The sequence below is a fragment of the Sphingomonas sp. GW821-FHT10C01 genome (genome assembly GCF_059415525.1).
On the sequence record NZ_JBWKNK010000002.1, the window covers coordinates 1 to 19185 of the forward strand.

The following is a 19185-nucleotide window of genomic DNA, read 5'->3' on the forward strand; positions in this document are numbered from 1 at the left end:
AAACTCCCGGGATCGGCGATCGAGCGCCCATAGAGCCGCTCATACCCCGACGCGTCGTAACGCGCCTCCTTCGCCCACGCGTCCGGCACCAAGCAGATATCGTTCATCTCTCCGCTCCTCACCGGCGGATGAACATCGCCACCGTCGCGCTGGCGGCGCTGGCCGCCGCGACGATCAGGAACACCAGTGACGTATCATGGTGCGTATCCATGAACCCGCCGATCAGCGGCTCGCCCAAGCCCGCGAACAGATAGGCGAAGAAGTTCATGATGCCGACGGCGGTGCCCGACCGCTTGTTCCCGACCAGATCGGGGCAGAGCGCCCAGAAGGAGGATTGCGGGCCGTAGACGAAGAAGCCGCACAGGAATAGCGTGGCAAGGCCGAGATACACCTGGCTGGTCGGGATGGTGTACATGAACAGCGAGGTGATGGTGGCGAGCACCATGTAGAGGACGATCGCGAGATAGCGTTTCGACCCGAAGACATTGTCCGAGACCCAGCCATTGGTCGCCGCGCCGATCGCCATGCCGACGGGGAGCGCGACCGCGATCCATTGCGGATCGATGAAGCTGTTCGCGGGCGCTGCATCGCCGCTGCCGCCGAGGAAATGCACCGGCACCCACACGATCAGGCCGTAGCGCGCGGCATTCTGGAAGCCGATGGCGAGGCCACCAAGCAGCAGCCGCCAGTTGGAGAGCACCGCCTTGTAGCGTTGCCACGACCCTTCGTCGTCGGCGACGGCGGCGTCGGCCGCACTCTCGTCGCCATCGTCATGCGGTGAGCGGAAGCCGAGATCCTCGGGTCGTTCGCGCGCGATGAAGTAGAAGGAGATGCCACCGACTAGCATCAGTAATACTGGCAGGCGGAAGATCCAGCGCCAGTCGAGCGCGAGCGTATGCACGACCACGATCGAGGTGACGAACGACAGCACCGACGCCATGCCGGCCGCGAAGACGTAGAAGCCGAAAATCTTGCCGCGCTCGTGTTTGCCGAACCAGTTGGACAGCAGCCGGCTGCCCGGCGCCCAGCCCAAGGCCTGGAAATAGCCGTTGAGCCCCCACAGTGCGCCGAGGCTGACGACGCCGGTGGCGAAGCTTGCCGCCCAGTTGGCGATGCACGAGAGGATCGCGCCGGCGCTCATCACGCGGCGCCCGCCGAACTTGTCGCCGATATTGCCGTTGATCGCTTGTCCGATGGCATAGCACCACAGCAGCGCGGCGCTCACCCAGCCCAGCGTCTCCTTCGACACGCCGAACTCGGCCTGGATGCCGGGGATGGCGAAACCGAAGGTCTGCCGCCCCGTATAGAAGAACAGGTAGCAGAACATCGCGGCGAGCAGCATCCGTCGCTGTGCGCTGCGGAAACCCGGCTGCTCACCGGACGAACCCTGGCCCGTCATACCGCCCTGTTGAACATAGTTCATACGCATCCCTCCGGTGGCATCGCCACAGCGCATTATTATTATCTTTTTATTACAATATCTTAGTATTACTCTAGACGCTCCACGGCATTGACCAGGTGCGCACGTTGGTGAAGCCCTTCATCGCCTCGACCACGCCTTCCTTGTCGCCGAGGCCTGAGTCCTTGATCCCGCCGAACGGCGACATCTCGATCCGGTAGCCGGGGACTTCCCAGATATTGACCGTGCCCACCTCAAGCTCCGCGACGAAGCGTTCGACATAGTCGAGCCGGTTGGTGCAGACGCCTGACGAGAGACCATAGGCGGTCGAGTTCGAGATGCGGATGACGTCGGAAATGTCGTTCGGGCAGCGGATGATCGGGATCACCGGGCCGAATGTCTCCTCGAACACCAGCTCGCAATCGGCCGGGACATGATCGACCACGGTGGGCGCGAACAGCGCGCCCTTCCGTGCTTCGCCGTGCAGGACATCCGCCCCGCGCGCGACCGCATCGTTGACGCGGCTTTCGAACAGGATTGCAGAGCGCTCGTTGATGACGGTGCCGACATCGGTGGACGGGTCCATCGGGTCGCCGCTCCGGAGCTTCTTCGCCTTTTCGACGACCAGCTTCGAGAAGTCGTCGGCGATCGCCTCGACCGCGAGGATGCGCTTGACCGCGGTGCAGCGTTGGCCGGAGTTCTTGGTGGCTCCGGCCACCGCCAGCTCGGCGGCCTTATCGAGATCGGCATCCTCCATCACGATCAGCGGATCGTTGCCGCCCAGCTCAAGCACCTTGCGCTTGTAGCCCGCGGTATGGGCGATGTACTTGCCGACGCGGACCGATCCGGTGAAGGTCACCAGGTCCGCATCGGGATCGGTGATCATCGCGTCGCCCATGGTCGATGGGTTGCCGGTGACCACCGACAGCATCTCAGGCGGAAGCCCCGCCTCGTACAGCACATCGGCCAGCGCGAGCGCGGTGAGCGGGGTCAGCTCGGTGGGCTTGAGCACCACGCGGTTGTTGGTCGCGATCGCCGGGGCGAGCTTGTGGCTGACCATGTTGAGCGGGTGGTTGAACGGCGTGATCGCCGACACCACGCCAAGCAGCGGCACGCGCGTCGTGAAGATCTTGCGCGCCTTCCCCATCGGCGAGATGTCGCAGGCGTAGATCTCGCCATCGTCCTTGATCGTCAGCTGGGCCGCGAACGACCACACGTCATAGGCACGGCTCGCTTCATAGAGGCCGTCCTTCCAGCACAGGCCGGTTTCCGCGACGATCAACCGCGCGAACTTCTCCCGCCGCTCGCGCAGCAGCTCGGCGGTGCGCTGCAGAATCTGCTGGCGCTCATATCGGGTGAGCGCGGGCTTGAACGCCTTGGCGGCCTGGAAGGCCTCGCGGACATGCTCGGGGCGGGCCATCGGGACCGTTCCGACCAGCGCGCCGTCATAGGGGTTGCGGACCTCGATCACGTCGTCGGTCTGGACGAGCTTGCCGGCGATCCGCATCGATTCGAGGCGGACCGGCTGGATATTCGCGTTGGCGTTCATGGTCAGCGCACCAGGTTGAGGGCGACGTCGAAGGCGTCGAAGTTGCGAAGGACACGGCCGGGCTCGATCTGCGTCACGCGGTTCGAGATCAGCGGCACCGTCTGTTCGGTGAGGCCGCCATGGCTGCGCAGCGGTTCGGTAAGGCCCGAAAAGTCGTGGCGCGCGGCGGTAGTACCGAGCACCTTGTTCTTGCCGCAGAGGATGACGACGTCGCCGATCCGGTCGATCGGCAGCTCGAAGCGTTCACTCGCTTCCGCGGCGTCGATCGCGACGGTGATGCCCTCGACCGCGTTCGCGGCATCGATCACGGGCTGGACCTTGTCGGCATCGACATAGACGGTGGCGAACGAACCGAGTGCGCCGTGATGCGCGACATAGGGATCGGTGATCGGCAGGATCACGCGCGCGACCCCGGCCCCAAGCGCCGCGTCGAGCACGTCCTGGAGATAGATGACGTCGGGCTGCTGGTTGGCGTCGTGCTTGTCGTTCATGCCGTGATCGGCGGTGATGACGATGGTGCAGCCGCGCGCGTCGAGCTCACCGATATAGCGGTCGAACATCGCGTAGAAGCTGTTGGCCGCCGAGGCGCCCGGCGCCGACTTGTGCTGCACATAATCGGTGGTCGAGAGGTACATGAGGTCGGGACGGAAGGTGTCGACCAACTTCACCCCAGCCGCGAAGATGAATTCCGACAGATCGGCGGAATAGACGCTGGGCAAGGGCAAGCCGACAAAGTCGAGCACGTCCTCGATCCCGTTATCGGTCTTGGTCGCCTGGTCCGCCTTTTCGGAAGAGAAGGCGATCGCGGTGCCGCTGGTGAAGTCGAGACCCTTGCCGAGCAGGGTGCGCAATTTGTCCTTGGCGGTGACCACCGCGATCTTGAGGCCTGCCTGTTGTGCCGTGGCGAAGATGGTCGGGACGCGCAGGAACTTTGCGTCGTTCATCATCACTTCGACGCCCGCCTCGCGGTCGTAGAAGAAGTTGCCCGAGATGCCGTGGACCGCCGGCGGGCGGCCGGTGACGATCGACAGATTGTTGGGGTTGGTGAAGGTGGGGACCACCGACAGCGCGGTCTTGTTGGTCCCGGTCTTCAGCACGCGCTCGAGGTTCGGGGCAAGACCCGCCTCGATCGCGCGCTCGATATAGCCGGGTTCGGAGCCATCGAGGCAGACGACGACGACCGGGCGATCCGGACGCTGGTAGGTGCGGCCGTTGACGACCAGATCGGTGGCGATGGGGGTGGACATGTTCACTATGGTTCTCCTCAGGCGGCGCTGGCCAGAAAGGCTTCGCGGGTGCCGATGAAATTGCGTCCGCGCTCTCCGGCGAGCGCGTCGTCGATGGCGGCGAGCCAATTCTCCTTGGTCACGCCATAGTCGGTTGCGTCGGTCGAAATGCCGAGGCGGTTGAGCAGGGTTTCGAGCCGATCGGCGCCCGCCGCGAGATCCGCGCCGAAGATCTGCTTGAGCGCGCGGTCGCACTCCGCATCCTGGCCGATCACGCTGCGCATCACCGCGGGCAGGCTGAACGAGCAGGCGATGCCGTGGACGGTGCCGTGGTGCAGCGTGAGGTAATAGGAGAGCGAGTGCGCCAGCGCCGTCTTTGTGTTCGAAAAAGCGAGGCCCGCGAACAGGCTGGCGCGCGCCACCCGGGTGCGCAGATCGAGATTGCCGAGATCGTCGAGCAGCCTTGGCAGCGCGTCGAGCAGCTCGGTCGCGGCGAACACGGCGTGGTTGGCCGACACCGGGTTGGCGTTGACGTTCCAGATGCTCTCAAGCGCATGCGACAGCGCGTCGAGGCCGGTCGCCAGTGTCAGCCCGCGCGGTACGCCGAGCGAGGTGGTGGGATCGAGGATCGCATGCTCGGGATAGAGGTCCGGGCGGTTGAGCGAGTACTTCTTGCGCGCGTCGGTGTCCCAGATCGTCGCCCAGCTCGTCACTTCGCTGCCGGTGCCGAAGGTGGTGGGCACCGCGATGATCGGGAGCGCCTGCACCGCATCGGCGCCGGTGCGGCCTTCGAGAAACTCCTGCACATTGGCGAAATCGCCGTTCGAGACGGCGAGCGCCTTGGCCGAATCGATCACCGATCCGCCGCCGAACGCGACGATCACCTGGGGTGGCGTGACCGCCGCGCCGAAGGTGCGGCAGGCGACGCGCAGGCCGTTGAAACTGGGATTGGCTTCGATGTCGCGCACCACGACCGCGGGCGCACCGGCTTTGGCGGTGATCGCCGCGGCCATCTCATCGAAATAGGGATGATCGTTATAGGTGACGAGGCAATAGCTGCGGCCCGCGACCTTCGCGCGGATCGCCGCCACGGCGTCCTCGCAAAGCGTCACTTCAACCGGGTTTGCGTATTTCCACGCTGCGGCCATCTGCTCGGTCCCCTCCGTCTGCATTCTGTTGTGCGACGCTTGAAGACGATGGGCGGTCGATTATCAAATTGATAGTTTGGTGATCATCTATATAAAAAACCTATGAGATACACTCAGCTCCGATCCTTTCATGCCGTGGCCGAGGCCGAAAGCGTCACCGCCGCCGCGAACCAGCTCAACGTCAGCCAGCCGACGCTGACCACGCAGATCCGCCAGCTTGAGGAAGAGTATTCGGTGGAGCTGTTCGTGCGGACCGGCCGGCGCGTGCGGCTGACCGATGCCGGGCGCCAGTTGCAACAGATCACGCGGCGCATGCTGGCTGACGAAGCCGACGCCCGTCATTTCCTGGCAGAGAGCCGCGAGCTGCGGACTGGGCACCTGCGCGTCAGCGCGGTCGGCCCGTTCCATGCGACCGAGATGCTCGTCGCCTTCCACGCGCGCTATCCGCAGATCGACATCTCGGTGTCGATCGGCAACTCGAACGCGGTGCTGCGCAACTTGCTCGATTTCCAGGCCGACGTCGCGGTGCTCGCTTATGTCGAGAATGACGAACGGCTGTGGCTATCGCAGTATAGTCAGGACGCGATCGTCGTGTTCGGGCGCCGCGATCATCCGCTGTTCGCCCCCGATCGCGATGGGGTGCGTATCGCCGAGCTTCACGGCCAGCCGATGGTCGCGCGCGAACACGGCTCAAACACGCGCCGCGCTAGCGATGAGGCACTGGCGAAGGCGCATGTCCAGCCGAGGATCGTGATGGAGATCGGCAGCCGCGAGGCGGTGCGCGAAGCGGTGGCGAGCGGGGTCGGATTCGGCTTCGTCTCGAGCGCCGAATATATCGGCGACGAGCGCATCCGCGCGTTACCGGTCGTGGACGCGGAGATCTTCAACTACGCCCATATCGTGTGCCGGCGAGACCGGCTTCAGTCTCGGCTGATCTCCGCCTTTCTCGAGGTCGCCGGCACGCTGCACATGTGAGTGGATCATTGTGGGAGAGGCTAGAACGACAGGTACGTGCCTTAATAGCGGCCGTTCAACCTGTCAGTTGGTGCCATCTGAAAGCCGTCATTCCTTCACCGTGTCGATTACCGCTCGCACCTTCGGACTGACATAGGGACCGTCGGTAAATGGCGATGAGGCGAGAACGCTGTTCCCTGTGGGCTGGCGGGAGCAGGCCGCTTATCTGCGCATAGTGCCGCAACCCCAGCCTCGATGAAAGGTCGCTCGCCGAGTATGTCGCGCATTCTGCGGCCTGGGGCCTTATGCCCAGCTCGTGCGAGCTGCCTATGGCTGATGTCGCTCAGTGCAATCAGCAGTTGAAAGGAACCTGGCGATGAGCGGACTTGTGGCAGGTATCATCGATGTTTTCGCGGACTCGCCGCTGACTGGCAATCCGCTCGCGGTGGTGCAAGATGCCGACGAACTGACGGACGAGCAGATGCGGCGGATCGCCGGCGAGTTCAATCAGGCCGAAACCACCTTTATCATGCGCAGCACGCGCGCCGATCGGAAACTGCGGTCATTCACCGCGAGCGGGGCGGAAGTCTTCGGTGCGGGGCACAATGCGCTTGGCGCCTGGCTATGGCTGGGCGAGCATGGCGTTCTGGGTCCGCTGACGACGACGCGAACCTTTCAACAGGAAATCGGACCGGACATCCTGCCGATCGAGCTGGTGTCGATCGATGGCCGTATTCATGGCCGGATGCGTCAGGCGACGCTGAGTCTGTCGGAGCCACTGGAGGATGTCGCACCGCTTGCCGCCGCGCTCGGCCTGGATGAAGGCGATATTCTCGTCGAGCCGAAGCCGCGCCCAGCCGACACCGGCGCCACGCATCTCATCGTGCGCGTTCGCGACACCGGTCTGGTCGACAAGGCGGTGCCCGATGCCGGGAAGCTGCTCGCCGTCCTGGACCAGACGCCGGCGGAAGGCTGCTACATTTACGCCTTCGATCCCGGGGCACCCGAAACCGCCTATGCTCGCTTCTTCAACCCGACGGTCGGACTCTGGGAAGATTCCGCGACCGGGACGGCGGCCGGCCCGCTCGCAGCCTATCTCGCAGCCGAGGGGCTGATCAAAGAGGGCATCGTGATCGAGCAAGGCACCAAAATGGGCCGTCCCAGCTTCATTCGGCTCAGGCTGACGCCGGAACCCGAAATATCCGGGACCGGCATCGTGGTGCTGCGGGGAACGCTCCATCCCTAGCCTGCCAGGCACGGGCGAACGACGTTCGCGCGCGCTCAGCTCCAGCTGCGCAATACTGCGAGCACCCGTGCGGTCTCCGCGGGGCGCCCGATCGTGATGCGCAGCCAGTCGTCGAGCGGCGGGAATGGGCGGGCGATGTCGATCCCGGCCTGCTTCAGCGCGTCGCGCAACGCCTGGGGACGGGGCGGCTGGAAGAAGACGAAGTTCGCCCGGCTGTCGGTGCGTCGCCAGCCGCGCTGGTCGATCAGCGCATTCAACTTCTCGCGCTCGGCGAGCGTCTCGCGGCGAACGGCTTGGACGTGCGCCTGATCGGCCAGCGCGACAGCCGCCGCGGCGAGCGCGGGGCGGGTGAGGCTGTGCGGCGCGCCGATACCGGCACCCCTTAGCCCCTTCGCGAGTTCCAGAGGCGCGATCGCATAGCCGATCGCAAGGCCGGCAAGCCCGTAGATCTTGGCGAGCGTGCGGAACACCAGTACGTTTCGGCCGGCGCGGACATGAGTGATCGCGCTCTTCTGATCGAAAGCGTCATATTCGAGATAGGCTTCGTCGACGACGACGAGCGTCTGCCGCGCGCTTTCCGCGATGAAACGGTGCAGCGCCTCTGTCTCGTTGGCGGTACCCGACGGGTTGTGCGGGTTGACCAGCGACACGGCGAGGGTCGTGCCGGTGATCGCCCGGGCAAGGGCGGGAAGGTCGTTCTCCAACCGCGCGTCGAGCGGAACCGCAACGCCGCGTCCACCGAGCGGCGCCGCGGAATCGATCAGCGCGGTATAGCCCGGCGCGGAATAGACAATCTCGCCGCCGCCCGGGCGCTGCCGGGCGAGATAGAGGCCGAGCGGCTCGAGTACATCGCCGATCACCACCTGCGCGGGATCGACGCGTTCGAGCGCGGCGATCTGGCGGGTGAGGGCATCGACCTCATCCCGCTCGACATAGCGTTCGATGCCGGTCGCCGCCCGGGTGATCGCCGGTCCGACACGAGGAGAGGGACCCCATGCATTCTCGTTGAGCGAGAGCCGGAGCCTTGGCGCCGGCGCCGTGGCGGCCAGCGCGGGGGCTGCCGCTACCATCGCGCTCAGCGCAAGCCACTCGCGGCGGGACAGGATCGGTTCGGCCATCAGAAGCGCACTCCCGCACGGACATAGTAGAAGGCGCCGCTGAAACCGGCGGGCGAGAATTCGCTATAGGGGAAGGCGCCGAACGTGTCGGCCCCGGTCAGCGCGGCGGTCGAACGGATGTTCTGCGTCGGATAGACGTTGAAAATGTTGTTCGCGCCGAGCGTCAGGTCGAGATGCTTGTTGACGTGGCCGGTGAAGCTGAAGTCGGTCACCCATTGCGGGCGCAGCTGCTGGATCACATCGACATTGCCGGCGGCGCCGGACTCGGTCGGAATGGTGTGGAACGGGGTGGAGCCCTTGGCGATCAGCGCGACATTGGCGGCCGACTGGTTGGTCAGCGCAACCTGTTCGACCTTGCCGTAGCGCGTGGTTCGGGCGTCGAACGTCACCGGGCCGATGTTCCAGTTGGCGCCAAGCGCGATCTTGTCGCGGGGCTGACCATATTCGAAGCGGACGCGCTCGTTGACGTCGAACAGCGGCGTGGTGATCCCGAGCGCCGTGATCTGCGAGGGCGTCGCCGATACGCGGCGCAGGCGGGTCTCGTTGTAATTGTACGCGGCGCTGAGCCGGAGAGTGCCCCAGCCGCCGAGCGTGGCGCGGTATGCGGCGGTAACGTCGAAGCCCTGGGTGCGCGAATCCACCGCGTTGGTGAAGTAGCGGACACTGGTGACGCCGGGGATGCCGAGACCGGCGAGATAGTCGCGCAGGCGGCGGCTGCCCGAGGCATCGACATAGTTGGACGACAGCACGATGCGGTCGTCGATATCGATATGGTAATAGTCGGCCGAAGCGGTGAAGCCGCCGCTGGCAAAGGTCAGGCCGCCGCCGAAATTGACCGATTTCTCGGGCTTGAGCGGCTGCGCGCCGAGTGCCTGGGCCAGCGCCGAGCCAACGGGGGCAGTGCGCACCAGCACGAATTCGGGGAAGCCGGTCGTGTTGTTGACGATGGTGCGGCTGCTGGTCGAGCTGAAATATTGCTGGGCGAGCGCGGGGGCGTGGAAGCCGGTGCCGACCGAGGCGCGCAGCGCGAAGCCCGCGGGCAGCTCGATCCGGGTCGAGGCCTGGCCGTTCCAGGTGTCGCCGAAGTCGCTATAGTCCTCGAAGCGGCCGGCGAGGTTGATCTGCCAGCCCTTCACCGGCTCGGCCGAAAGCTCGACGAACGCGCCGATCGCGCGGCGGCTGACATCGACTTCGTCCGCCGGCTGGATACCGGCGAAGCCCTGGCTGCCGATCGTCGGGATCGCGCCGGCATTGGGGCCGTCCAGCACTCGCGCGGGGCCGAACTGGTAGCTCGCGAGCTCGCCGCGGCCGATCTTGTAGCCGTCGCGCCGATATTCGGCGCCAAAGGCGATCTCGACCGGCTGAGCGAACCCGATGTCGAAGGCGTTCGAAATGGTGAGGTTCGCGGTCCATTGCGAGTTGGAATATTCGCCGTTGTAGAAGGCGGTCGGGCTCGCCGCGCCCAGCGTGGCGTTGATTGTCTTCTCGGTCCGGTACTCGATGCTGTTCCCGCCATAGATGCCGGACAGGTCCCACTTCCAGCCGCCCAGTTCGCCGCGCAGGCCGATCGCGGCGCTGTAATCGGTGCTTTCGGTGTTGATGAAAGGCAGGAAGCCGTTGGGGTAGATGGCGCGGACATTCTCGTCCTGGCCGGGGCGGCGGAACGACGCGTTCGAGTGCGCCTTGCTCACGCGGTAGCCGCCGAAGCTGTAGAGCGTCACTTCACCCAGCGGCTTTTCGAGGTTGGCGACAAGCGACCAGTCCTCGACATCGCCCTGATCGGCGAAGCGCCAGACGTTGCGATCGACGGTGGCTTCGCGCGGATCGAGGCGGGTGCCGGCGACGCCGCCCGGCGGGTTGAGGCCGATCCCGGCGCCGTAACGGGCGGACAACGGCTGGAGCGAACCGTTGGGCGCGATGCCGAGATAGAATTGACGGGTATCGGGTTCAGCGCGGTTGGCCGCCTTGTGATCCCGGTAATAGCCGGTGAGGTTGACGAAGCCGTCGTCGCCGAGCTTGACGCCGCCGCCCAGTGAGAACTCATAGGTATCGCCGCCGCCATCATAGGTCGTGCCGGCGCTTGCGGTGCCGTGGAATTCGGTATCGGTGCGCAGCAGGATGTTGATGACGCCCGCGATCGCGTCCGAACCATATTGCGCGGAGGCGCCGTCGCGCAGGATCTCGATGCGGCCGATGCCCGCCGCGGGGATCTGGTTGAGATCGGTCGGGGTCGAACCCTTGCCGATCGTGCCGCCGGTATTGACCCAGGCGGCGGTATGAAGGCGCTTGCCGTTGAGCAGCACCAGCGTCTCGTCCGGCGACAGCCCGCGCAGCGATGCGGAATGGATATGGGTGTTGCCGTCGGGCGTGGTCGGGGTCGCGAAGGCGAAGGAGGGGGTGAGCTGGCGCAGGATTTCGGTGGTTTCCTGATAGCCGGAAGCGCGCAGTTCCTCGCCGCGCAGTGAATCGATCGGCACCGGAGAGGTGGTGACGGTACGCTCTCCTAGGCGCGAGCCGGTCACGACGATGTCGCGGCTTTCGATCTCGGCTTCCGAGCCCGCATCTTGCGCAAAGGCCGGTGCTGCGATGGCAAGGATGGTGCCCGCCAGCAGAAGATTCTTCATCGATAACCCCTCTTTGATACCCGGCGCCAACGCGCCGCGTGAGGGGGTCTTTATTCCCACTTAATTGATATGATATAGTAGATTTGTTACGGGGTGGCGTAGCTTCGGTTTGCGTCCAGGAGGCGCGTGGCCTGCATGGGTTAATCGAAGAAGCTGTCGGCGGGTCGGTGGATGCAGGATCGGCGCGAGTGATCGTAATGTACCTTCATTGCGATCGTTCGGTCGGTCTGCGAGGAGCGAAAGCCGCCTTTCGCCAAGTGGTGTGGAGAGACCGTTATCGGATGGGGTGAGCTTTAGCCCCTGACCCTAAAATCGGCAGCCCAGGTTTCGGCGAGGGCCTCCAGGGAGTGGATGGAAGGTCCTAAAAGTCACACTCCTACGCGTGCGCGAGAGGCGGACGACGCTGGCGGCGTGACGCGGGTGGTGGCGCCAGCTGCGGTTGACGAAGTTGACACGTCTGGCCGGTTTTTTCGCGCGGGTGTCAGGCGGCATGGATCGACGGGATCAAAGAGCGGCCGGGCGATGCTCCGACAGTGCGAGTGGAGCAGGCGAAATCCTACATTACAAGGGTAGGGTTCCTTGAGTTTGGTGATCGTCACCGCGATGCTCGCAACTGCATAGTCACGCGCGGTTCTTCAATATAATTCTATTCAACTGAGAATATTACGCTCACGATGTAGGTACTTGTTCTTGATTTCGCTAAATATGTTCCGTGTGTTATAGGAGATTTTGCATTAATATTGGTAACGTGAGGCATAAATTGCAGTTTTAATGTAAATATCTTGATCAATCTTATAATATCATGCCAGATTTGTTATGATTTTATCGTTGAATTGGTAGATTCAAACGTCATTCAAGCAGGGTGTGTTGGCATTTTCTGACGGTTTTCGAGAAATGTCGATTGAGCCTGGGGAGCGAGTCGTCGCGACAAGCCCTTCATCGAGACTGCGTCCTGTCAATAGTATGGCGATGAATGTATAAATCAATCTCATACTATTATTGTATATGCTAGCCTCTGATGCCTGCCATTTAAGTTGATCGGCGGTTCGCCGCGTTGAGAAGAATCTTGTCGCCGCCGCGCCCCTGCGCCGCCGAGCCCAGCAGCCCGCCACCGCCGATGACGTTCCCCGATCCACGCTCGAACCCGGTCCCGGCCCCGGTGAAAATGGCAACCATCGGAAAATCCCCCCGCATCACCGGCCACAAATGGGGGCCGTGACAAGCTAGTCGGAGGAATTCGGACAAAGGAGTTTAGGAGAATCTTCTCACGATAGGCCGCTGACAGAGCCAGGAATTCCAGTTTTTCTACGCGTTACGGGACTGGGCGTGAGTCCTGTAAGCTCGCTAGCGCGTCGCCGGGACTAGGGGTAGCCACAGCGCGCTTGCCGTTGATCCACCTCGCTCAATCGTGATGGTAGCCTTCTGATAGTCGCTCTTCTTCGCGAGGAAGATGTTGGGCACAAACTTTTGCGGATTGCGGTCATAGAGCGGGAACAGGCTCGACTGCACCTGCACCATGATCCGGTGGCCGGGCTGGAAGACATGGTTCACCGTCGGCAGGCGAAAGCGATAGCGCTGGACCTTGTCCGCCGGGATTGGCGAGGGCTTCTCGAAGCTGTCGCGATAGCGGCCGCGGAAGATGTCGAGGCTGATCGCGAGCTGATAGCCGCCCATCTTCGCATCCGACGCGACTTCGTCGGGATAGACGTCGATCAGCTTGACCACGTAATCGCCGTCGGTGCCCGTGGTCTTCGCGAAGATTTCGGCGAACGGCGCGCCGGACAGGCGGACCGGTTCGGTCAGCACCCCGGTCTGATAGGTCATCACGTCGGTCCGCCCGTCGGCGTGGCGCTGGTCGCTGACCAGCCAGTCGGGCCAGCGGCCGTCGCCGAAATTGACCGGTCGCGGTAGGTGCGGCACCGGCTTGGCCGGATCGGAGACATAGCTGTCGCCGCCGGCGGCGCCCTTGACGAAGCCGAGCGCGCCGTCGGCCTGAAGGTAGATCGGGGTCAGCGGTGCCTTGCATCCCGTCTCGCACGCCAGCGGCCAGTCGGCGAAGCGTTCCCAGCGGTTCTCGCCGGTATTGTAGATGGTCGCGGCGGGCAGGTTCGCCGGCGGCCCGTCCTTCAGATATTGCTCGAACAGCGGCAGCACCATCTTCTCGCGGAACTGGGCGGCGGTATCGCCATCCCATTGCAGCGGCCCGAGCGAGCGACCTTCACGGTTGATCTGGCTGTGGCGCCACGGTCCCATCACCAGATGGTTGTTGCCGAGCTTGCCCTTGGCCTTGAGCGTTTCCCATGCGGTGATCGCGCCGTACATGTCCTCCTGGTCCCACAGACCCTGTTCCCACAATGTGGGGACGTTGGAGGGATTGGCGGCAAGCAGCTTGTCGAGCGCCTGGCCCTGCCAGAAGGCGTCGTACGCGGGATGTGCGATCAGCTTCTGCCAGGCCGGAAGCTGATCGAAGCCCGAGGCCTTGGCCCATTCGGCGGCACCGCCGATGCGGCGGAATTCCTCATAATTGTCGTAGATGCCGGTGGCGGGGTCGTCGCCGTTGCCCTTGTAGCCGGTCTGCGAGGCGATCCAGCCGATATTGGCGAGGCGGAAGGCGCCGTGATGGAACCAGTCGTCGCCCATCCAGCCGTCGATCATCGGGCTCTCGGGCACCGCCGCCTTGAGCGCGGGATGCGGCTTGAGCAGCGCCATCGCCACCGTGAAGCCTTCGTAGGACGAGCCGATCATGCCCACTCGCCCGTTGTTCTCGGGCAGGTTCGCCTTGTTCGTGAGCCATTCGATCGTGTCCCAGGCGTCGGTCATGTGATCGACGCCGGTCGGGTTGAGCGGCCCCACCACCGGGCGCGTGACGACATAGTCGCCCTCCGAGCCGTATTTGCCGCGAATGTCCTGATAGACGCGGATATAGCCCGCCTTGACGAAGGGTTCGTCGGCAAGCGGCAGCGTCGAAAGCAGATGCGGGCTGTTCATCCGATTGGCGCGCGCCGCCGCATTATAGGGGGTGCGCGTGAGGATGATCGGCAGATCCTTCGCGCCCTTGGGCATCACGATGACGGTGTACAGCTTCGTCCCGTCGCGCATCGGAATCATGGCCTCGCGCTTCACATAGTCGCGTGCATCGATCGGCGGGGTGAACTTGGCGGGGATGTCGCTTGCCGGCCAGGCCCGATCCTGCGCCACCGAGGGCGGCGCGAACAGCAGCAGCGAAGCGAGGAGGGCTGTCTTCAGACTCATCTTGAGGGCTCCCTTCGGACCTTGCTTACTCCGGGACATAGACGAGGTCACCACTGGGAAGGCGATAGGTGACGCCCGCTTTCACGCCGCCGCCATCGCCCATGCGATCCGACGCGGTATAGCGTTCAAGCTTTTCGCCGTCCTTGACCGTGATCGTCATGTCCTTCTTGCCGGGATTCTCGACCACGACCACTTGTCTGGACTGGAACGGATTGAGCGGGTTGCGCGCGATCAGCACCATCAGCACTGCCGTGATGACCAGGAACAGGTCGACCAGGTTGACGACCGAAAGGATCGGATCGTCGCTCTCATCGTCTTCGATGAAGCGCATCAGGCCGCTCCCGTTTCGATCGCGCGCAGCTCCTCGAGCAGCCAGCGGCGGCGGATCGTGTAGACGAAAAAGGTGATCGACGCGGCGAGCAAGGCAAGGATCACCGAGGAGAAGGCGACCACCAGATTCTCCCCGACGGCCTGGCTGTTGTTGGTGCCAAGCGCCAGCAGCGCCGGACCCATTGGGATCATGGTGGCGACCAGCCCGAGCATCGGCGCCGCGCGCGACACGATCCGCAGCCATTCGAGCCGGCGCAGCACGACAAGCTCGAGGTCGTCGATGGCGCAACCGGTGCGCTGCCGATGGACGGTCAGCCGTCCGCCACGTCGTCCGCGCATCCGCTGCACCCATTCCGCGGCGAACCCGCCAAGGGCAAGGATCGCATAGGCGAGGGACGCAAGGATCAGCATCATCACCGGGACGAGAAATAGACGCGACAGGTCGTACAATGTCGCTTCAAGCACAGGCATCAATGGATCCTTCAGGCTGGAACAAGATGTCGGCGCGTCCGCGTCTCGCGCAGGGCACCGGTGACGAAGAGCAGCAGGAGCACCAGCAGCAGGCCCGCGACGTAGGCGGGACGAACGGCTTGCGGCTGGCTCGGCCGGACGCGTTCCAGAACCATCCCGCGCGGAGCCGCCGGAGCGGATGGGCGTGTCGCAGATGGAGGGCGCGCCTGCGCAGCCTGCGAAGCGGCGGGCGCGGCGGTTTGAGGCCTGGCTCCGCCGTGAACGCCGAAACCGCCTTGCGTCGCCGTGGATGCAGTGCCTTTCGCCGCGAGGCTGGCCAGCTTCTCCTCCAGCGAGCGCCGCGTCTGTGCGTTGGGCTGCCAATAGCCGCGTGAGACGGCTTCGATCATGCGCTCGACGATCTGGCGCTGTGCGGACGGGTGGACGGCCGCGAAGAAGCGGTCGAGGCCCAGCTGGCGGGTGTCGCGCACATAGGTATCGTGCATCGCTTGCCACTGGTCGGCGCGGACGCTGGCGGGATCGGTCACCTGCCAGCCCCAGAGATTGTTGACGATATCGAGCATCTCGTTCGCGCCGGAATAGCCCTCGGCCCGCATCGCACCGATCCATTGCGGGTTGAGGTAGCGGGCGCGCAGTTCGTTCGAGAGGAAGGCGGCGGCGGTCGTCACCTGCCCCTGTGGCCCGCGCAGATCGGTGACATAGAGGTCGGGTGCCTTGCCGGTCAGGCTGCGGATCGCGAGCGACAGTCCGCCGAGGTGCTCGAACGGATGATCGGTCGAGAGCAGGCCGTGCACATTCGACGAGCGCGACATCACGGCGGCATCGACGCCGCGCAGCTGCTCGACGAACAGATTGGCCTCCTTGGCCGCTGTGCCCCATTCGCTCGCGCCATAGGCATATTGCAGGCGTTCCAGGAACGGATCGGCGAGATCCGTGTCGCCTTTCCAGTTCTTGTCCTTGGCGATCTGTCCGGGCAGGCCGGTGCCATAGTCCCCGGGTGCGTTGCTGAAGATCCGCAGCTGCGCCAGCGCCCGCGCGCGCTCGACAGGGACGCCCCGCGCGATCAGCTTCGCGGCCAACGCCCGGGCGTTGGCTGCGGGGCCGCTGGCCTCGTCGAGCGCGGCGACCCGATCGATCCCGGCAGCGAGCAGGCGCATGAAGCCGTCGAACTGGTCGCGATAGACGCTGCTGGCCTGGACCACGGCGTCAATGCGCGGTCGGCCGAGTTCCGCCGCGGGCACCACCTCCAGCCGGTCGAGCCGATCGCCGCGCCCCCACACCGGGCGCAGGCCGAGCGCGTGGAGGATCTGCCCTTCGACCACGCCCTGTTGGCGGATCGTCTCGCCCGAGAACATGACAAAGGCGAGCTTCTCCGGCAGCTTTCCGGCGTGTTTGGCGCGATAGGCGGCGATGAGCTTGTCGAGCGTCGCGCCGCCCTGTTCATAGGCGGCCCGTGTCGGAACCTTGTCGGCTTCGAACGCATAGAGATTACGGCCGCTTTCGATATCGGGGTTGCGCACCGGATCGCCGCCCGCGCCGGGCCGCACGAAGCGGCCGGCAAGCCCCGCGAGCAGCGCCTCGATCTCGCCCGTGTTCGCCAGTCGCGCGTCGAGCACCGCCGCGCGCTCGATCTGGGCGCGCAGCTTCGGATCGACGATAATCGCTGGGTTGTCACCGTCGCGCAGATAGCGGGTGAGCGTACGATAGGGCAGACCTTGCCGGATTGCGCTGAAATCCTCGGCAAAGGCCTCTACCGGATCCTGGCCGAGCGCCTTGAGATAATCGGGACCAAGCTGCTGCATTACGGTCGACAGGCGTTGCTCGGCCGATGCGGGCTCGCCGAAGCTGTGCAGGCCGAGCGGGATCGCTGTGCGCGCGACCTGATGCATATGGTCGTGCAGCGCGGCGTAATAGCCGGGGAAATCCCGATCGATCGCGGCGGCGTCCCAGCCCATGTCGCGATCGAGATGCGCCGCGCTGGCCCTGGCTCGGATCTCGCCGGCGACGCGATCGCGCACCCCGCCGTCATCGAGCTGGGCATATTGGTGGATCAGCGCATGGATGTCGCGCAGTTCGTCGTAGAGGCCGGAGGGGCCGAAGGCGGGCGTCTGGTGGCTGATCGTCACCGCGCGGCCGCGACGCCGCGCCTGGATCGCCTCGGCGACATTGTCCTGGATATAGGGATAGAAGACCGGCAAGTCGCCGACGAGCATGAAGGGATAGTCGCCCGCCCACAGTCCGCGATCCTTGCCCGGCGTCCATTCCTGCGTGCCGTGGGTGCCGAAATGGACGATCGCATCGGCATGGCCGCGTACCCAGAGATAGGCGGCCAGATAGACATGGTCGGGCGGCAGCTTCTGGTCGTGATAGCTCTTCGCGGGATCACCGCCACGCGGCGGCTGGGGCAGGATCGCGAGCTTGCCCAGCATCAGCCGCGGAATGAGGAAGGCACCGTTGCGCACCCAGCGGCTCTGTTCGGGCAGACCCCAGCGCGCGACAATCTCCTCGCGCCGCTCGCGCGGCAAGGCGCTCAGCCAGGCCTTGTACGCCGCCAGCGGGAGCGCCGCCGCAAGTCCGCGCTGCTGGAGTTCGCCCAGCGTCTCCGGGCGGTAATAGCCGGCGAGCATCGCCTGCCCATCGGCGATCAGCCGCGCTTCCTCGGCGGGCGTCACGTCATACCCCGCCTCGGCCATCGCGCGGCTGACATTGGCGAGGCTCTTCGGCAGGTTGAGGTTGGAGGCGGCGAGGTTCTTCTCCCCCACCGGATGGTTCCAGAAGAATAGCGCTACACGCTTGTCGCGAGGCGCGATCGTGCGCAGCGTGGCGAGCCGTTCTAGCTTGGCGGCCAGCAGGCCGATCTGTTCGAGGATCGGGACGGCGGTGCCCTTTTCGACGGCGCTGACGACCAACGGGTCGGAGGCGCCCCACCCCTCGGGAACGGTCAGCAGCGAGGCGGCGGTCGACGCCGGGATACCGCTCGTTCCCGCACGCCATTCGGCGACGGTCTGCGAGCGCGCGGCGAGCGCGAGGAGCACCGGGATATCGAGCGCCGCGAACTCGGCGGCGCGCGCGCTGCCATTCTGCATATGGGTCATGTTGACCAGAGCGATCGGGCGCAGAGCGCCGACCGTCCGGGCGACCGCCCGCGGATCGGTATCGTCATACCAGAAGGGCGCGGCCAGCAGTCCGCGCTTGTCCAGCGCGGCGACGATCGCGTCGATGATATCGGTCTGCATATCGCGGATCAGGCCGTCGGGGATCGCGATCGCGACCACCGGGCGATCGGCCCAGCCCCGCGTCTGCGCCCATGCGTGGAAGGGCGCTGCTGCCGCAAAAAGAGCCGGCGCGGCGGGATGATAGAAACCGGTTCCGGCAAGCTGCGTCGGCGCGGGCAGGGCGCTGAGATCCTCCCCGGCAAGGGCAAGGGGAATGGCCTTGACGAAACCGCGCAGATTGGCCGCTCCGCCGCCCGCATAATAGCCGATGAGCTGGCGCGCCACGCCGGGCGCCAGTCCGCCCGAACGCGGCGGACCACCGCCGACCGCGATCCAGGGGACGGTCAATCGGTCGCCGAGGCCGCCGACCGCCTTGTCCAACGCGGCCATATCGCCGGGGCGGGGGCCGTCGAACACCAGCAGGCTGGCGCCGCCGGTCAGTTCACCCGGGGTGCCGCCGTCCTCGACCTGGCGCCATTCGAGCCGGTACCCCTGCTCCTTCGCCCATCCCGCCAGCCGATCGAACTTGGCCGGTAGCGTGAAGCGGGTGGCGATAATCCGAACGACCGGCGGATTTACCGGGGCGGTCGCCTCCTGCGCGAAGGCGGCAGCGGCCACGAACATCAGGGCCAGGGCTAGAACGTACCGCATTC

General features: G+C 65.1%; 13 protein-coding genes. 2 read left to right on the forward strand and 11 right to left on the reverse strand.

Going from position 1 to position 19185, the window contains the following annotated elements; genetic code table 11:
• Positions 1–118: 118 nt before the first annotated feature.
• The 4 genes from AC07M1_RS12085 to AC07M1_RS12100 form a co-directional block, all read right to left on the reverse strand.
• Positions 119–1423 carry an MFS transporter gene (locus AC07M1_RS12085; protein WP_495162861.1) on the reverse strand — a complete coding sequence of 435 codons (1305 nt, stop codon included), beginning with the start codon at positions 1421–1423 and terminating at the stop codon, positions 119–121.
• Between the two features lie 70 nt (positions 1424–1493).
• A complete protein-coding gene (phnY, locus tag AC07M1_RS12090) occupies positions 1494–2948 on the reverse strand; it encodes a phosphonoacetaldehyde dehydrogenase (protein ID WP_495162862.1) in 1455 nt (484 codons plus the stop codon).
• A 2-nt stretch (positions 2949–2950) separates the two neighbouring features.
• Positions 2951–4195 (reverse strand): phosphonoacetate hydrolase, encoded by a 1245-nt coding sequence (phnA, locus tag AC07M1_RS12095; RefSeq protein WP_495162863.1) that lies wholly within the window; start codon positions 4193–4195, stop codon positions 2951–2953.
• Positions 4196–4212: 17 nt separating this feature from the next.
• The gene (locus tag AC07M1_RS12100) at positions 4213–5346 is read right to left on the reverse strand and encodes a phosphonoacetaldehyde reductase (protein WP_495162864.1); all 1134 of its coding nucleotides are present in this window, start codon (positions 5344–5346) and stop codon (positions 4213–4215) included.
• 78 nt (positions 5347–5424) lie between these two features.
• On the opposite strand from AC07M1_RS12100, the gene AC07M1_RS12105 reads away from it, so the two are divergent.
• Both AC07M1_RS12105 and AC07M1_RS12110 read left to right on the forward strand, forming a co-directional pair.
• Positions 5425–6297 carry a LysR substrate-binding domain-containing protein gene (locus AC07M1_RS12105; RefSeq protein ID WP_495162865.1) on the forward strand — a complete coding sequence of 291 codons (873 nt, stop codon included), beginning with the start codon at positions 5425–5427 and terminating at the stop codon, positions 6295–6297.
• A 355-nt stretch (positions 6298–6652) separates the two neighbouring features.
• The gene (locus AC07M1_RS12110) at positions 6653–7522 is read left to right on the forward strand and encodes a PhzF family phenazine biosynthesis protein (protein ID WP_495162866.1); all 870 of its coding nucleotides are present in this window, start codon (positions 6653–6655) and stop codon (positions 7520–7522) included.
• A gap of 35 nt (positions 7523–7557) precedes the next feature.
• On the opposite strand, the gene AC07M1_RS12115 is transcribed toward AC07M1_RS12110, so the two are convergent.
• The 7 genes from AC07M1_RS12115 to cobN all read right to left on the reverse strand — a co-directional run bounded on the left by AC07M1_RS12115 (position 7558) and on the right by cobN (position 19183).
• On the reverse strand, positions 7558–8640 hold the full coding sequence (locus tag AC07M1_RS12115) for a pyridoxal phosphate-dependent aminotransferase (RefSeq protein WP_495162867.1): 1083 nt from the start codon (positions 8638–8640) through the stop codon (positions 7558–7560).
• Entirely contained in the window at positions 8640–11264 is a 2625-nt protein-coding gene (locus tag AC07M1_RS12120; RefSeq protein ID WP_495162868.1) for a TonB-dependent receptor plug domain-containing protein, read from the reverse strand. The genes AC07M1_RS12115 and AC07M1_RS12120 overlap by 1 nt, the downstream gene beginning before the upstream one ends.
• 1029 nt (positions 11265–12293) lie before the next feature.
• A complete protein-coding gene (locus AC07M1_RS12125; protein ID WP_495162869.1) occupies positions 12294–12440 on the reverse strand; it encodes a hypothetical protein in 147 nt (48 codons plus the stop codon).
• Positions 12441–12608: 168 nt separating this feature from the next.
• The gene (locus tag AC07M1_RS12130) at positions 12609–14516 is read right to left on the reverse strand and encodes a CocE/NonD family hydrolase (protein WP_495162870.1); all 1908 of its coding nucleotides are present in this window, start codon (positions 14514–14516) and stop codon (positions 12609–12611) included.
• Positions 14517–14541: 25 nt separating this feature from the next.
• A complete protein-coding gene (locus AC07M1_RS12135; RefSeq protein ID WP_495162871.1) occupies positions 14542–14847 on the reverse strand; it encodes a DUF2149 domain-containing protein in 306 nt (101 codons plus the stop codon).
• The gene (locus AC07M1_RS12140) at positions 14847–15317 is read right to left on the reverse strand and encodes a MotA/TolQ/ExbB proton channel family protein (RefSeq protein ID WP_495162872.1); all 471 of its coding nucleotides are present in this window, start codon (positions 15315–15317) and stop codon (positions 14847–14849) included. The genes AC07M1_RS12135 and AC07M1_RS12140 overlap by 1 nt, the downstream gene beginning before the upstream one ends.
• Before the next feature lie 11 nt (positions 15318–15328).
• Entirely contained in the window at positions 15329–19183 is a 3855-nt protein-coding gene (cobN, locus tag AC07M1_RS12145; RefSeq protein ID WP_495162873.1) for a cobaltochelatase subunit CobN, read from the reverse strand.
• Positions 19184–19185 lie beyond the last annotated feature (2 nt).

What these genes read in the sequence shown, in the direction of transcription:
- cobN (WP_495162873.1), bottom strand. Translation starts at nt 19,183, where the DNA reads ATGCGGTACGTTCTAGCCCTGGCCCTGATGTTCGTGGCCGCTGCCGCC.
- AC07M1_RS12115 (WP_495162867.1), bottom strand. Translation starts at nt 8,640, where the DNA reads ATGGCCGAACCGATCCTGTCCCGCCGCGAGTGGCTTGCGCTGAGCGCG.
- AC07M1_RS12140 (WP_495162872.1), bottom strand. Translation starts at nt 15,317, where the DNA reads ATGCCTGTGCTTGAAGCGACATTGTACGACCTGTCGCGTCTATTTCTC.
- AC07M1_RS12085 (WP_495162861.1), bottom strand. Translation starts at nt 1,423, where the DNA reads ATGAACTATGTTCAACAGGGCGGTATGACGGGCCAGGGTTCGTCCGGT.
- AC07M1_RS12125 (WP_495162869.1), bottom strand. Translation starts at nt 12,440, where the DNA reads ATGGTTGCCATTTTCACCGGGGCCGGGACCGGGTTCGAGCGTGGATCG.
- AC07M1_RS12100 (WP_495162864.1), bottom strand. Translation starts at nt 5,346, where the DNA reads ATGCAGACGGAGGGGACCGAGCAGATGGCCGCAGCGTGGAAATACGCA.
- AC07M1_RS12130 (WP_495162870.1), bottom strand. Translation starts at nt 14,516, where the DNA reads ATGAGTCTGAAGACAGCCCTCCTCGCTTCGCTGCTGCTGTTCGCGCCG.
- AC07M1_RS12120 (WP_495162868.1), bottom strand. Translation starts at nt 11,264, where the DNA reads ATGAAGAATCTTCTGCTGGCGGGCACCATCCTTGCCATCGCAGCACCG.
- phnY (WP_495162862.1), bottom strand. Translation starts at nt 2,948, where the DNA reads ATGAACGCCAACGCGAATATCCAGCCGGTCCGCCTCGAATCGATGCGG.
- AC07M1_RS12135 (WP_495162871.1), bottom strand. Translation starts at nt 14,847, where the DNA reads ATGCGCTTCATCGAAGACGATGAGAGCGACGATCCGATCCTTTCGGTC.
- AC07M1_RS12110 (WP_495162866.1), top strand. Translation starts at nt 6,653, where the DNA reads ATGAGCGGACTTGTGGCAGGTATCATCGATGTTTTCGCGGACTCGCCG.
- AC07M1_RS12105 (WP_495162865.1), top strand. Translation starts at nt 5,425, where the DNA reads ATGAGATACACTCAGCTCCGATCCTTTCATGCCGTGGCCGAGGCCGAA.
- phnA (WP_495162863.1), bottom strand. Translation starts at nt 4,195, where the DNA reads ATGTCCACCCCCATCGCCACCGATCTGGTCGTCAACGGCCGCACCTAC.